The following is a 13,969-nucleotide window of genomic DNA, read 5'->3' on the forward strand; positions in this document are numbered from 1 at the left end:
CAACGTTAATTCAGAGGTGTTGATTCTTATGTTTGCAAGTCAGGAAGGCAAAAGCGTCCCACAGGTTACTTTTCATACGCGCCAGGGCGACAGCTGGGTTGATGTGACAACTGATGAGCTGTTTAAGGGCAAAACCGTCATTGTATTTTCGCTGCCGGGTGCATTTACTCCGACCTGTTCCTCCAGTCATCTGCCACGTTACAACGAACTGTCGGGCGTATTCGCCAAACATGGCGTTGATGCGATCCTGTGCGTTTCCGTCAACGATACGTTTGTTATGAATGCCTGGAAAGCCGATCAGCATGCAGAAAACATTACTTTCATTCCGGACGGCAACGGTGATTTCACCCGTGGTATGAATATGTTGGTTGAGAAAGCGGATCTTGGCTTTGGCCCACGCTCCTGGCGTTATTCAATGCTGGTTCGCGACGGCATTATTGAAAAGATGTTCGTTGAGCCGAATAAGCCGGGCGACCCGTTTGAAGTATCCGATGCGGATACCATGCTGCGTTATCTGGCACCCGAATTTAAAGTACAGGAATCAGTTTCTCTGTTTACTAAACCAGGTTGCCCATTCTGCACCAAAGCGAAACAGATACTGCTCGATCGCGGCATTCAGTATGAAGAGATTGTTCTGGGACAGGATGCAACCACCGTTAGCCTGCGCGCAATGACCGGACGCGCAACCGTACCGCAGGTATTTATTGGCGGCCGTCATATCGGTGGAAGCGATGATTTAGAGAAATTCTTTCAGATTGCCTAAGAATCCGGAAGCCGGTTTCATTACCCAGACCGGTTTTCAGATGTGCCTATAAGAAGAAATAGTTGAAGTCAGAGGTTGGCGGGCAAGATTGCCCGCCTTTTTTATTGCTTTATAAGCTACACCGGAGACTGTCAGGCATAAAAGAGAATGATGACAGCAGTCAAATAATTAACCTATTCGTTGCTTTCCGTCATTGGAAAGAGAGCAAATAACCTGTTAAGCATTAGCAAATCTGATAGCAGCGTTAACAATTACTCTTATTAACGCTCAATATTCCCTGGTTTACCCTGAGCTATATTGAGCAGCACCCCTTCAGCATAGGCAAGGCCCCTTTCGTAGCCCATGGCGGTTCCCTTAATGGCACCCAGTACGACACCCACCACCACACCGGCCAGTGCGCCAAGGAATCCGGTAATGCCGCCGCCGATACCGATTAAATCATAGCGGGACGCGCCACCCCAGTCACCCCATATTGCGAATGTCCAGGCGCCCACAACAGCTCCTCCTACCGCACAGACGGCAAATTCGCCGAGGTTGGCCAGCATATTTGCACCATAGCCACCGGAGACACTTTCTAATTCATTGTGTTTCAATTCACGCATGATAATTCCCTTTAAACATCGTTATCCAGAACTTCTTCAACTGTCTTACTCGATTTTACCCTTTCTGATCGAGTCGAAGGCTTGCATCGCCATGTTATAACAAAATTCATAGGAGACCAGTAAACCGCCAATTACGCCACCAATCCCACCGATGATGGCCCCGGTAAGAGCACCAACGGGATGACCGATAATGCTTAAACCTAAATAACCGGTATTTTTTCCGCCGTGAACCCAACCAATAGCAGCTCCGGTCACAGCCGCAGCCACGCCACCAAGCGCTGCGGTATGCAGGCGATCCCAGATAAAGTCAAAGAAACTATTCCCTTCGCCTCCAGCGACGGTAGTCATTTCATTAAAAGAAAGCTGTCTCATATTTCCCTCTCGTTATTTAATTAATTATTGTTAAATAAGTTACTGTTTTGCTAAACAGGACAAAAAGAATAGAAGAATACCTAAATATTAACATCGAAAAAAATCCATTTTAAAATTTACCTTCAGAAAAAAGATAAGTTTTAACAAATTATCAGATTGTGAAATATTATTTCTGGAAGAAATAAGATTACTAAAAACATGAAGTTATCGCTGTTGGCTTGCAGCAATATCTGAAAGAGCGGGGAATAAGGAATAAATATAAGAAAGGAGAATTTATTCATTCTCCTTTCTCATTTTTGATGAAATTATTTAAGTCGCTGCTGCGCTTCCTTAATAGCTTTTTTCACCTGCTGCGGTGCGACACCACCTTGCGCATTACGTTTATCCAGGCAGGACTGAAGGGAAAGAACGGAATAAACGTCCTGTTCGATAACCGGGCTAAACTGCTTCAATTGCGCCAGCGTTAACCCTTCCAGCGCAACGCCCTGGGCAATCGCGCCGACGACGGCCTCACCTACGATATGATGGGCTTCGCGGAAAGGAATGCCTTTGGCGACCAGATAATCAGCCAGCTCTGTCGCATTTGCATAACCCTGCTCCGCCGCTTCCTGGCAACGAGGACGCTTCACCTGCAGGCCATCCAGTACCAGCGCCGACATATGCAGACAGTCAAGCCAGGTATCGAGCGCATCGAACAGCCCTTCTTTATCTTCCTGCATATCCTTGTTATAGGCCAGCGGCAGTCCTTTTAACGTCATCATCATACCGGTCAACGCACCCTGTACGCGCCCGCACTTACCGCGAATCAGTTCCAGCGCATCCGGGTTCTTCTTCTGCGGCATCAATGAAGAACCGGAAGTGACGCGATCGGATAGTTCGACAAAGTTAGCTTCGCCAGTATTAAAGAAAATCAAATCTTCAGCAAAGCGTGACAGATGCACCATGCCGATAGACGCATCAGAAAGCAGCTCCAGCACATGATCGCGGTCGGAAACGCTATCCAGGCTATTGCGTGTGGCTGAAGCAAATCCCAGCCAGTCAGCCAGCTGCTCACGATCGATTTCATAGGCGGTTCCGGCCAGCGCGCCGCTGCCCAAGGGGCTGACATCAAGGCGCTTTAGCGTATCCTGCAAACGGCTTTCATCCCGCGCCAGCATCTCTACATAGGCCAGGCACCAGTGCGCAAAGGTTACCGGCTGCGCACGTTGCAGGTGGGTATAGCCTGGCATCACGGCATCCTGATTCGCTTCTGCCGTGGCCACCAGCGCCTGCTGTAGTTCACGTACCGCGCTTAACAGCTGCAACACCTGATCCTTGCACCACAGTTTCAGATCGGTAGCGACCTGATCGTTACGGCTGCGTCCGGTATGAAGCTTTTTACCCAACGCGCCGACCTTATCGATCAGCTTGCCTTCTACCCAGCTATGGATATCTTCAGCATCGCTTTGCAAAATTTGCTGCGGATTAGCACGTACTTCTTCCAGCAACGCGCCCAGCGCCGTTTCCAGCTGCTGCTGCTCTTCTGAAGTTAATACGTCAACGGTTACCAGCGCCTTAGACCAGGCGACAGAACCAATAATATCCTGCTCCGCCAGCCGGTAATCAAAACGCAGCGAATCGTTAAACTGCTTGAAGCGTTCATCGGCCGCCTGCGTAAAGCGTCCACCCCATAATGCCATGTTAAATGCTCCTGAAGTCTGTTGCGCACAGGCGGCGCCTGGCTTTCTCCTGGGCGACACCATAGACACCGCCCTTACCGTTCCGTTATTTCTTCTCGTTCAGCGCGCGAATGCGTGAAGAGAGCGAGAACAGTCGGATAAAGCCGCCCGCATGGCTGTGATCGTAAACTTCATCTTCACCAAAGGTGGCAAACTCTTCGGAGTAGAGGCTATTCGGTGATTTTTTCTGAATGGCCGTTACCTGGCCTTTATAGAGCTGCAGCACGACTTCGCCGTTAACCTCGGCGGCCAGTGATTCAGCGGCTGCCTGCAACGATTTACGCAGCGGCGCAAACCAGCGTCCGTCATACACCACATAAGACATTTCCAGACCCAGCTGTTCGCGCCATTTGAAGCTATCGCGATCCAGCACGAGCTGTTCTACCGCACGCAGCGCATTAACCATAATGGTGCCGCCGGGAGTTTCATAGCAGCCGCGTGATTTAATACCTACCAGACGGTTTTCAACGATATCGATACGGCCAACGCCATGTTTAGCGCCCAGCACGTTCAGTTTTTCCAGGCACTGGAACGGACTCAGCGTTTCGCCGTTAACGGCGACCACACGCCCTTTTTCTACCGTTACCGTTACCTGCTCCGGCTGATCCGGCGCTTCCAGTGGATCGACAGTCCAGACCCAGCAATCTTTATTCGGCGCGTTCCACGGACTTTCCAGCACGCCGCCTTCGGTAGAGATATGCCAGGCGTTTTCATCACGGCTGTAAATTTTTTCCAGCGAGGCAGTGGTCGGAATATTGCGCTCTTTCAGATAGTCGAGCAGCGCTTCGCGGGAGCGCAGGTTCCATTCACGCCACGGCGCTACAACTTTCAGCTGCGGCGCCAGCGCGGTATAGGTGGTTTCAAAACGCACCTGGTCGTTACCTTTACCGGTTGCGCCATGGCACAGCGCATCGGCGCCCACTTTCAGCGCCAGTTCAACCTGTGCTTTAGCGATAATCGGACGCGCCATTGAGGTGCCCAGCAGGTAGCTGCCTTCATACAACGCACCGGTCTGCAATACCGGATAAACATAGTCGCGGATGAATTCTTCACGCAGATCGGCAACATGACATTCTGACGCGCCGGACTGCAGCGCTTTTTTCTCGACGCCGACTAAATCTTCGCGATCCTGACCAATATCCGCCACGAAAGCGACCACTTCACAGCCGTAATTCTCTTTCAGCCACGGAATAATAGCGGAAGTATCCAGACCGCCAGAATAAGCCAGAACAATTTTCTTAATGCCTTGATTTTGCATTTCTTAATCCTTGAAAGTAGTTTCTTTATGCGTGAATCCGGGTGCCGATCGGCACACCGTTAAACAAAGAAGGTAGCCGATCGGCGTGACGCCAGCTGGCAATATCCACCGGACGTCCCAGCGTGCGCGCCGCATCTAATGCCGCATGTACTTTGACGATCATGCCGTCGGTAATAATGCCCTGGGCGATCAGCTGCTCCGCTTTCGCCGCCGTCATTTCAGCAATCCGTTGGCCTTTGCCATCAAGAATACCGCTAACGTCGGAAAGTAAAATCAGATCCGCACCCAGCGTTGCCGCCAGCGCCGTCGCGGCCTGATCGGCGTTGACATTCATTAGCTCACCCGTTCCGGTAATGCCAATTGAGCTGACGATCGGCATATAACCCGCCTGTAACAGCGTATTCAGCAGCGCTGGCGAGCCCGGCAGCGCATTGCCAACGTGACCCAGCGCTTCGTCGAACTGCGCGACGTGAGCCATGTCGCCATCACCAAGACAGAGGCCCACCGCCTGAATATGATGCTTTTTCGCCCAGGCCAGCAAGGTTTTATTCGCCGTGCCCGCCAACGCGCCAGTAATAATGTCGATTTGATCGGCAGGCGTAACGCGCAGGCCGTTCTTCTTTTGCACCGGCAGAGAGAGCTTCTTCATCAGCTCATCCACCAGGCAGCCGCCGCCGTGGACGATCAGTAACGGACGCTGATGCGCTTCCCGATAAGCCACCAGCGCGGTAAACAGACGCGCCAGTGCTTCTTCGCTATCGAGCAGCACGCCGCCCAGTTTGATAATCAATGGAGTCGTCATCATATTTATCCGCTTAGATAAGTGACTCGGTTTCCGGGAAACCGAAACGAATATTAAGGCACTGTACAGCCTGCGAGGCCGCGCCTTTCAGCAGGTTATCTTCCGCTGCCACCACGATCAGGTGTTCTCCCTGCACCGCGAAGCCGATATCGCAAAACGGCAGGCCAATCACCGCCTTCAGCGCCGGTACACCCTGTTGATAGAGACGCACCAGCGGTTTGTCCTGATAAGCGTTATGGAACGCTTCCGCTACATCTTCACGGCTGACGCCGGAGCGCAGACGACAGGTAATGGTGGCGAGGATACCGCGAGGAAAATTACCGAGATGCGGAGTGAAGATCACCGGCACGCCAAGATGAGTTTCAATCTCCGGCTGGTGACGATGAGTAAAAATGCCATAGGGTTGCAGGCTGACTTCACAGAAACTGTTATTTATTGACGCCTTGCGGCCTGCGCCGCTTACGCCGCTGGTCGCGTTAATCACCGGCCACTGCGCCTCGCTCAGCAGATCGGCCTCGATTAACGGCTTCAGCGCCAGCTGTGAAGCGGTGGGATAACAACCGGGCACGGCAATCAGCTGCGCCTCTTTAATCGCATCGTGTTGCCACTCCGCCAGGCCGTAAACCGCTTTTTCCAGCCATGCGCTATGCTGATGCGTAAAGCCGTAATAACGTGAATAGAACGCAGGATCGTTGACGCGAAATGCGCCGGAAAGATCGAACACCACGCAACCCGCAGCCAGAAACTGCGGTGCCAGATCGTGGCTGACTTCATGGGCGGTAGCGAGAAACACGACGTCTACTTTATCAGCCCAGGCAGAGGCATCGCTGAGCGGCTCCAGCGTCATATCGACGATGCCTTTCAACTGTGGATGCAGTTCGGAAAGACGTTTTCCCGCATCAGGGCTTTGCGCTGATACCGCTAAAGCGGCTATGTTCATATGCGGATGACGATTCAGAAAGGTTGCCAGCTCTACCCCAGCGTAGCCGCTGGCACCAACAATCAGCGTGTTCAACATCAGGCCGTTTACCTTATTTACTGTCATTCAAACCCGGTGTGCAGCCCATCGCCGCGCGCCCATGAAATCCAACGTGAGCTGGCGGGCTTTTTCATTTCCCATCCTGCGCACGTTATTGTATTTTTATTCACTATTATTGCATGAATATTGATACATCCTAACTCAAGGACCGTCAACAGTGAAGACAAAATTACCGCCTTTTATCGAACTTTATCGCCAGCTGATCGCCACGCCTTCTATCAGCGCCACCGACAGCGCGCTCGATCAAAGCAATGAGGATTTAATCACTCTGCTGGCGGGATGGTTCCGCGATCTCGGCTTTAACGTGGAGGTGCAGCCGGTACCCGGCACACGCCATAAATTCAACATGCTGGCTAAAAGCGGTGAAGGCGCTGGCGGATTGCTGCTGGCGGGCCATACGGATACGGTGCCCTTTGATGATGGACGCTGGACGCGCGATCCCTTCACCCTCGCCGAATATGACAATAAGCTATACGGCTTAGGTACGGCGGATATGAAAGGCTTTTTCGCTTTTATCCTCGATACGCTACGCGATACGGATATCCGTCAGCTAAAGAAACCACTCTATATTCTCGCCACGGCAGATGAGGAAACGACCATGGCGGGCGCAAAATACTTTGCGGAATCCGCCACGCTGCGTCCCGACTGCGCCATCATCGGCGAACCGACCTCGCTGAAACCGGTACGTGCACATAAAGGTCACCTTTCCAACGCCATTCGCGTCGAAGGTCAGTCGGGCCATTCCAGCGATCCGGCTCGTGGCGTCAACGCCATCGAACTTATGCACGAAGCTATCAGCCATCTCATGCTGTTACGCAATACGCTAAAAGAACGCTATCACCATGACGGCTTCGCAATTCCTTATCCTACGATGAATTTTGGTCATATCCACGGCGGCGATGCGGCGAACCGCATCTGTGCCTGCTGCGAACTGCACATGGATATTCGCCCGCTGCCAGGGCTGACGCTTAGCGATTTAGATGAATTGTTGAATGGTGCGCTGGAGCCGGTCAGCGCCCGCTGGCCGGGGCGTTTGACCGTTGCCGAGCTGCATCCCCCGATTCCCGGCTATGAGTGTCCCCGCGATCATGAACTGGTACGGGTGGTAGAAAAATTACTCGGAACGCCAACCGAAGTGGTGAACTACTGCACCGAAGCGCCGTTTATTCAGCAAATCTGCCCAACGCTGGTATTAGGGCCTGGCTCAATCAATCAGGCGCATCAGCCGGATGAATTCATTGATATGGCCTTTATCAAACCGACACGTTTGTTGATTGGACAACTGGTTAACCATTTTTGTTACTGACCGGCAGCATTTGGGGCAATTGACTACAAAAATGCCGGTTTTCCCCGGAAAAGTTCCGACTTTGCCAATAAGAATAATTTATCCCACTTCTGGGTTGTTAAATTTCTTAAATTACCGGGAGTTAACCGTTACAGGCGACACGTTTTGTGCAATTGACGAATCAGCAGTTACATGGCTAGATAAAAGGCGGCATTATGCCCGCCAGGGCGAAAATTAAAGACAAGAAGGGTGTCAGGGGTCATATGAACGAACAATATTCCGCAATGCGAAGTAACGTCAGTATGCTCGGCAAACTGCTGGGAGAGACGATTAAGGATGCGCTGGGAGAAAACATTCTTGATCGGGTGGAAACTATCCGCAAACTCTCCAAGTCATCGCGCGCGGGCAACGATGCGCATCGCAAGGAATTGCTCACCACGCTACAGAATCTCTCAAATGATGAACTTTTGCCGGTTGCACGTGCTTTCAGCCAGTTTCTTAACCTGACCAACGTTGCCGAACAGTATCAAACCATTTCGCCACACGGAGAAGGCGCGAACCATCCAGAGCTGATGAAAAAAGCCTTCGAGCGACTCAAGCAGCAGCCTGGCCTTAACGAAGCAGATATTCTTAAGGCCATTGAATCTCTCTCACTGGAACTGGTTCTGACCGCTCACCCTACCGAAATCACCCGCCGCACCCTGATTCATAAACTGGTCGAAGTAAATACCTGTTTACGACAGCTCGACCATAACGATCTCACCGAGTATGACCGCAACCAGATAATGCGTCGCCTGCGTCAGCTGGTGGCTCAGGCCTGGCATACCGATGAAATTCGTAAACATCGCCCCTCTCCAATCGACGAAGCCAAATGGGGCTTTGCGGTTGTGGAAAACAGCCTGTGGGAAGGCGTACCTAATTTTCTGCGCGAGTTGAACGAGCAGGTTGAAGAAACGTTCGGCTTTACGCTACCGGTTGATTTTGTCCCGGTACAGTTTACCTCCTGGATGGGCGGAGACCGCGACGGCAACCCTAACGTCACCGCCAGCATTACCCGCCATGTTATGCAGCTCAGCCGCTGGAAAGCTGCCGATCTCTTCCTGCGCGACATCAGCGTGTTGGTATCCGAGCTGTCGATGTCAGAATGTACCGAAGAGTTACGCGAGCTATGTGGCGATCCGCAGGCGCTGGAGCCTTATCGCGTTATCCTGAAGCGCCTGCGCACCCAGTTGACCACCACTCAAAATTATCTGGAGCGCCGTCTGAAGGGTGAGCGCCTGCCGCGCCCGGAAGGGCTGTTGATCTCTAACGACCAGCTGTGGGAACCGCTCTATACCTGCTACCAGTCATTGCAGGCGTGCGGCATGAGTATCATCGCTAACGGTCTGCTGCTGGATACGCTGCGCCGGGTGAAATGCTTTGGCGTGCCGCTGGTACGTATCGATCTGCGCCAGGAAAGCACACGCCATACCGAAGCGATTGCTGAAATTACGCGCTATCTCGGCCTGGGTGATTATGAAAGCTGGTCAGAAGCGGATAAACAGGCTTTTCTGATACGCGAGCTGAACTCCAAACGTCCGTTGCTGCCGCGTCAGTGGGAACCCGGTGAGGAAACGCGCGAAGTGCTGGAAACCTGTCGCGTAGCGGCAGAGGCGCCGCGCGGCTCCATTGCCGCCTATGTTATTTCCATGGCTAAAACGCCTTCTGACGTGTTGGCGGTTCATCTGCTGCTTAAAGAAGCGGGAATTCCCTTTGCGCTCCCGGTCGCCCCCCTGTTTGAAACCCTCGATGACCTGAACAACGCAAACGATGTCATGTCGCAACTGCTAAGCATCGACTGGTATCGCGGCTTTATTCAGGGCAAGCAGATGGTCATGATCGGCTATTCCGACTCGGCAAAAGATGCGGGTGTCATGGCCGCCTCCTGGGCGCAATATCAGGCGCAGGACGCGTTGATTAAGACCTGTGAAAAAGCGGGTATCGCGCTGACGCTATTCCACGGACGCGGCGGTACTATCGGTCGCGGCGGTGCACCGGCCCAGGCGGCGCTGCTTTCCCAGCCGCCGGGCAGCCTGAAAGGCGGCCTGCGCGTTACCGAGCAGGGCGAAATGATCCGCTTTAAATATGGCCTGCCGGAAGTGGCGGTTGCCAGCCTGTCGCTCTATACCAGCGCCATCCTTGAAGCGAACCTGTTGCCGCCGCCGGAGCCGAAAAGCGAATGGCGCAGCATTATGGATCAGCTATCTGACGTCTCCTGCGCAATTTATCGTGGCTACGTGCGCGAAAAAGCGGATTTTGTGCCCTATTTCCGTTCGGCTACGCCAGAGCTGGAGCTGGGCAAGCTACCGCTGGGCTCTCGTCCGGCGAAGCGTCGTCCTACCGGCGGCGTTGAGTCACTGCGAGCCATCCCCTGGATTTTCGCCTGGACGCAGAACCGTCTGATGCTGCCCGCCTGGCTGGGTGCAGGTGCAGCGCTACAGCAGGCGATGGATGAGGGGCATCAGGACCAGCTGGAAACCATGTGCCGCGACTGGCCGTTCTTCTCTACCCGCCTCGGCATGCTGGAAATGGTGTTTTCTAAGGCAGATTTGTGGCTGGCTGAGTATTACGATCAACGCCTGGTAGATGCATCGCTCTGGCCGCTGGGCAAAGAGCTACGCGATCGACTGGCGGCCGATATTAAAGCAGTGCTGACTATCGCCAACGATTCACATCTGATGGCCGATGAACCCTGGATTGCCGAATCTATCGCCCTGCGTAACGTCTACACCGACCCGCTAAACGTGCTACAGGCGGAACTTCTGCATCGCTCACGCGCACAGGAGGAAAAAGGGGAAGAGGTGGATGCACGCGTTGAACAGGCGCTGATGGTAACCATTGCAGGCGTTGCAGCGGGCATGCGCAACACGGGCTAACCGCCATTGCAAAAGGCTCATACCCGCCAGGTTATGAGCCTTTTTTATTAATCTGACAGCAGGATGAAAATCAGGCAACCAGCGCTGTCGCAGGGCGAACCCCCAGCGTATGACAGATAGCGTAACTCATCTCTGCGCGATTCAGCGTATAGAAGTGAAAATCCTTTACCCCTTCGCGGCTGAGGATTTTTACCATATCCATTGCCACGTTAGCCCCCACCATTTTGCGAGTTTCCGCATCGTCATCCAGCCCTTCAAACATACTGTTCATCCAGCCCGGAACCCGCACGTTTGTCATCGCGGCAAAGCGCTGTAGCTGTTTAAAATTAGATACCGGCAAAATGCCAGGCACGATCTCCACATCAATACCTGTCGCAACGCAGCGATCGCGAAAGCGTAGATAGCTCTCTACGTCGAAGAAGAACTGCGTAATGGCACGACTGGCACCGGCATCAATTTTACGCTTCAGATTGATCAGATCGGCCTGGGCGCTTTTGGCCTCCGGATGTACTTCAGGATAGGCGGCAACGGATATATCAAAATCCCCCACTTCTTTCAGCAGCGCCACTAAATCGGTAGCGTACATCTCTGGCCTGCCGCCGCCCGGTGGCAGATCGCCACGCAGCGCAACGATATGACGGATACCGTTATGCCAGTAATCCTGCGCAATAGCGCGCAGCTCGTCGCGTGAGGCGTCGATACAGGTCAAATGCGGTGCAGCTTCCAACCCGGTGCGATCTTTGATGCCTTTAATAATCGAATGGGTACGATCGCGTTCGCCGGAGTTCGCGCCATAGGTAACGGAAACAAACTTCGGCTTAAGGCTGCTCAAACGATCGATAGAGTTCCACAGCGTTTCTTCCATTTCACTGGTGCGCGGCGGGAAAAACTCAAAAGATACGTTAATGCGCCCGTTCAGCTCTGCCAGGCTTTGGTTCAGCGCTTCGCGCTGGTTGGCGTGAAAGAAACTCATGTCCGCTCTACCTTAATCAATCTCTAAGTGGTTACGCTGGCTCGCCCTTACACATCTAAACGTATAGACGTCCACATAGCTATAAGATGCGTGTTGTACACTTTGTTGTCAATTGAAAAGCAGCCGGAACCCAATGATTTTCTTTCATGGCTGATGAAAAAGTTACATCACCTCCAACGCCACCCCTGACGATAAAGAGGCGTCCGCCCAAACAAAAGATATGGTTCTTTTTGTAGGCGCTTATTCTGTTTTTGTTTACAAACTAATCATTGAATATTTGTTTTCAATTGTTTAACCTGAGGAAATGAGTATTTAAACAAAAAGACAATTTTACTTTGTTAGTTATGCAGGGAGATAGCAACAAGTAAAAGCTCTGGAGCAATGGAATTAATTGATAATATAAACTGAATTGTTCTCATGTTTATCATAAACAGAAAAATCATTGTGCAGAGAATGGAATATCTTTGCCTGTTACCACATTTTTATTTTATCAGCCGTCCAGGGAAGAAGCCGCATGCCGATATCACCAGCCATAACTTTTATTTTTACCATTTTTAAGCATCATCGAACCACGCTCTATTCCGTTATCTTTTTCTCAGCGCTGATAAACCTGTTAATTTTGTCACCTTCTATCTATATGCTACAAGTTTACGATCGGGTATTACCCTCTCGTAACGAAATGACGTTGCTGATGCTAACAATTATGATTCTTGGAGCATTAGGGGCCGTCGCGTTGCTGGAATATTGCCGCAGTATGATTGCAGTTAATATTAGCAAGAAGATCGATCGTAGCCTGAGTCAGGCCGTTTATCAGGCGGCCTTTGCCGCTAACATGCAACAGAAAAATAAAAATGCTGAGAATTATTTAAGCGATGTGACAACGGTAAGACAGTTTTTCACCGGTAACGCTATTTTTTCTTTTATCGATGCCCCGTGGTTTCCAGTTTTTATCCTGGTAATATTTCTTTTTAACCCATGGCTGGGCCTGTTTTCACTTGTTGGGGCGCTATTACTAATCGCTCTGGCGGCGATTAACCATAAAATCATCCAGCAGCCCATGAAAGAGGCAGGAAAAATGTCCCACCTCTCCGGTAATACCGCAGGTATCACGTTTCGCTATACCTCAACGATTGCAGCAATGGGGCTATTGCCTAACTTCCAGCGGCGCTGGTGGGCGCTTCATGAAAAATTTATTCAGTTACAGCACCAGGCCAGTGAATATAACGGACGCCTGACATCAATTACTCGTTTTGTCCGTATGGCTTTGCAGTCCTTGATTCTTGGAGCCGGTGGCTGGCTGGCGCTCGATGGACAGCTAACGCCGGGAATGATGATTGCCGGTTCAATACTGCTTGGACGCGCTCTGGCACCGATAGAGCAGCTCATTGCCGCCTGGAAGCAGTGGGGAAACACCTGGAACGCACTGACTCGTCTGGAAGCGCTGCTTTCTCAACATACCCCTGACGCTGAAAAGATGCAGCTGCCCGCGCCTGAAGGCAACGTTTCGGTTGAGAACCTGACGCTGGCCTCGCTACATAACAGCGAAGTAAATGTGCTGCATGAAATAAGCTTCAGGCTGGCGGCGGGCGATATTGTCGGCATTATCGGCCCCAGCGCGTCAGGGAAAAGTACGCTGGCACGCCTGCTGCTTGGCCTACAATTGCCTACGCGTGGCGCAATTCGCCTGGACGGTGCGGATATACAGCAGTGGAATCGCGAGCAGCTTGGTCCATCCCTGGGCTATCTGGCGCAGGAGGTGGAGATATTTCCCGGCACCATCGCGGAAAATATTGCCCGCTTTAATGACGTTGATACAGAAAAAACCATCGAGGCCGCGAAGCTGGCTGGCGTACACGAAATGATTCTGCGCTTACCCGCAGGTTACGATACACCCACCGGCATTGGTCTGTCCGGCGGGCAAAAACAGCGAATCGCGCTAGCCAGAGCGCTGTATGGCTATCCAAAACTTCTTATTCTCGATGAACCGGACGCCAGCCTGGATGATATGGGTTTACTGGCGCTGGCACAGGCGCTGGCCGCGATGAAAAAACGCAACACCACCGTTGTACTGATTACTCATCGTAAGCAGCTGCTGGCGCTTACTAATAAAGTACTGGTTTTGCAGGGAGGAAAAGTTAAAGAGTTCGGTGACACCCCTGCCGTTTTAAATAAATTAATCAGCTCATCAACCGTAAAAAATAAAACTGCTCATGCCAGCGCCCAGCAAGCTTAATAAGCCGTA

Annotated in this window: 11 protein-coding genes; 4 read left to right on the top strand and 7 right to left on the bottom strand. The window is 52.0% G+C overall.

Annotation, left to right across the window (positions count from 1 at the left end; genetic code table 11):
• Nucleotides 1–28: 28 nt before the first annotated feature.
• Complete coding sequence (locus C7M51_RS16275; protein WP_160622675.1) at nucleotides 29–763, top strand: redoxin family protein; 735 nt, start codon at nucleotides 29–31, stop codon at nucleotides 761–763.
• 260 nt (nucleotides 764–1,023) lie between these two features.
• Here C7M51_RS16275 and C7M51_RS16280 read toward each other — a convergent pair whose 3' ends face one another.
• From C7M51_RS16280 to argC, 6 genes are all read right to left on the bottom strand, one after another.
• Nucleotides 1,024–1,308: a hypothetical protein gene (locus tag C7M51_RS16280; RefSeq protein ID WP_244323746.1), complete on the bottom strand. Its 285-nt coding sequence runs from the start codon at nucleotides 1,306–1,308 to the stop codon at nucleotides 1,024–1,026.
• 102 nt (nucleotides 1,309–1,410) lie between these two features.
• A complete protein-coding gene (locus C7M51_RS16285) occupies nucleotides 1,411–1,737 on the bottom strand; it encodes a hypothetical protein (RefSeq protein WP_160622677.1) in 327 nt (108 codons plus the stop codon).
• A gap of 305 nt (nucleotides 1,738–2,042) precedes the next feature.
• Nucleotides 2,043–3,416, bottom strand: a complete 1,374-nt coding sequence (argH, locus tag C7M51_RS16290; protein WP_160622678.1) for an argininosuccinate lyase — start codon at nucleotides 3,414–3,416, stop codon at nucleotides 2,043–2,045.
• Nucleotides 3,417–3,501: 85 nt separating this feature from the next.
• On the bottom strand, nucleotides 3,502–4,713 hold the full coding sequence (locus C7M51_RS16295) for an argininosuccinate synthase (RefSeq protein WP_160622679.1): 1,212 nt from the start codon (nucleotides 4,711–4,713) through the stop codon (nucleotides 3,502–3,504).
• A gap of 25 nt (nucleotides 4,714–4,738) precedes the next feature.
• Nucleotides 4,739–5,515: an acetylglutamate kinase gene (gene argB / locus C7M51_RS16300; RefSeq protein WP_160623678.1), complete on the bottom strand. Its 777-nt coding sequence runs from the start codon at nucleotides 5,513–5,515 to the stop codon at nucleotides 4,739–4,741.
• 13 nt (nucleotides 5,516–5,528) lie between these two features.
• Complete coding sequence (gene argC, locus C7M51_RS16305) at nucleotides 5,529–6,533, bottom strand: N-acetyl-gamma-glutamyl-phosphate reductase (RefSeq protein WP_160623679.1); 1,005 nt, start codon at nucleotides 6,531–6,533, stop codon at nucleotides 5,529–5,531.
• 178 nt (nucleotides 6,534–6,711) lie between these two features.
• Between argC and argE the strand changes: the two genes are divergently transcribed.
• Together argE and ppc are read left to right on the top strand one after the other, a co-directional pair.
• The gene (argE, locus tag C7M51_RS16310; RefSeq protein ID WP_160622680.1) at nucleotides 6,712–7,860 is read left to right on the top strand and encodes an acetylornithine deacetylase; all 1,149 of its coding nucleotides are present in this window, start codon (nucleotides 6,712–6,714) and stop codon (nucleotides 7,858–7,860) included.
• 242 nt (nucleotides 7,861–8,102) lie between these two features.
• Complete coding sequence (gene ppc, locus C7M51_RS16315) at nucleotides 8,103–10,754, top strand: phosphoenolpyruvate carboxylase (RefSeq protein ID WP_160622681.1); 2,652 nt, start codon at nucleotides 8,103–8,105, stop codon at nucleotides 10,752–10,754.
• 70 nt (nucleotides 10,755–10,824) lie between these two features.
• Here the strand turns inward: ppc and metF are convergent, their stop codons facing one another.
• Entirely contained in the window at nucleotides 10,825–11,727 is a 903-nt protein-coding gene (gene metF, locus C7M51_RS16320) for a methylenetetrahydrofolate reductase (RefSeq protein WP_160622682.1), read from the bottom strand.
• 514 nt (nucleotides 11,728–12,241) lie between these two features.
• Between metF and C7M51_RS16325 the strand changes: the two genes are divergently transcribed.
• A complete protein-coding gene (locus C7M51_RS16325; protein WP_160622683.1) occupies nucleotides 12,242–13,960 on the top strand; it encodes a type I secretion system permease/ATPase in 1,719 nt (572 codons plus the stop codon).
• Nucleotides 13,961–13,969: the final 9 nt, after the last annotated feature.

It is taken from the genome of Mixta intestinalis (genome assembly GCF_009914055.1).
In the GTDB taxonomy this organism is placed as follows: domain Bacteria; phylum Pseudomonadota; class Gammaproteobacteria; order Enterobacterales; family Enterobacteriaceae; genus Mixta; species Mixta intestinalis.

Excerpts from the sequence above, each read along its gene's own strand:
- C7M51_RS16295 (WP_160622679.1), bottom strand. The coding sequence starts at position 4,713 with ATGCAAAATCAAGGCATTAAGAAAATTGTTCTGGCTTATTCTGGCGGT.
- argB (WP_160623678.1), bottom strand. The coding sequence starts at position 5,515 with ATGACGACTCCATTGATTATCAAACTGGGCGGCGTGCTGCTCGATAGC.
- C7M51_RS16275 (WP_160622675.1), top strand. The coding sequence starts at position 29 with ATGTTTGCAAGTCAGGAAGGCAAAAGCGTCCCACAGGTTACTTTTCAT.
- argH (WP_160622678.1), bottom strand. The coding sequence starts at position 3,416 with ATGGCATTATGGGGTGGACGCTTTACGCAGGCGGCCGATGAACGCTTC.
- C7M51_RS16325 (WP_160622683.1), top strand. The coding sequence starts at position 12,242 with ATGCCGATATCACCAGCCATAACTTTTATTTTTACCATTTTTAAGCAT.
- metF (WP_160622682.1), bottom strand. The coding sequence starts at position 11,727 with ATGAGTTTCTTTCACGCCAACCAGCGCGAAGCGCTGAACCAAAGCCTG.
- C7M51_RS16285 (WP_160622677.1), bottom strand. The coding sequence starts at position 1,737 with ATGAGACAGCTTTCTTTTAATGAAATGACTACCGTCGCTGGAGGCGAA.
- ppc (WP_160622681.1), top strand. The coding sequence starts at position 8,103 with ATGAACGAACAATATTCCGCAATGCGAAGTAACGTCAGTATGCTCGGC.
- C7M51_RS16280 (WP_244323746.1), bottom strand. The coding sequence starts at position 1,308 with ATGCTGGCCAACCTCGGCGAATTTGCCGTCTGTGCGGTAGGAGGAGCT.
- argC (WP_160623679.1), bottom strand. The coding sequence starts at position 6,533 with ATGTTGAACACGCTGATTGTTGGTGCCAGCGGCTACGCTGGGGTAGAG.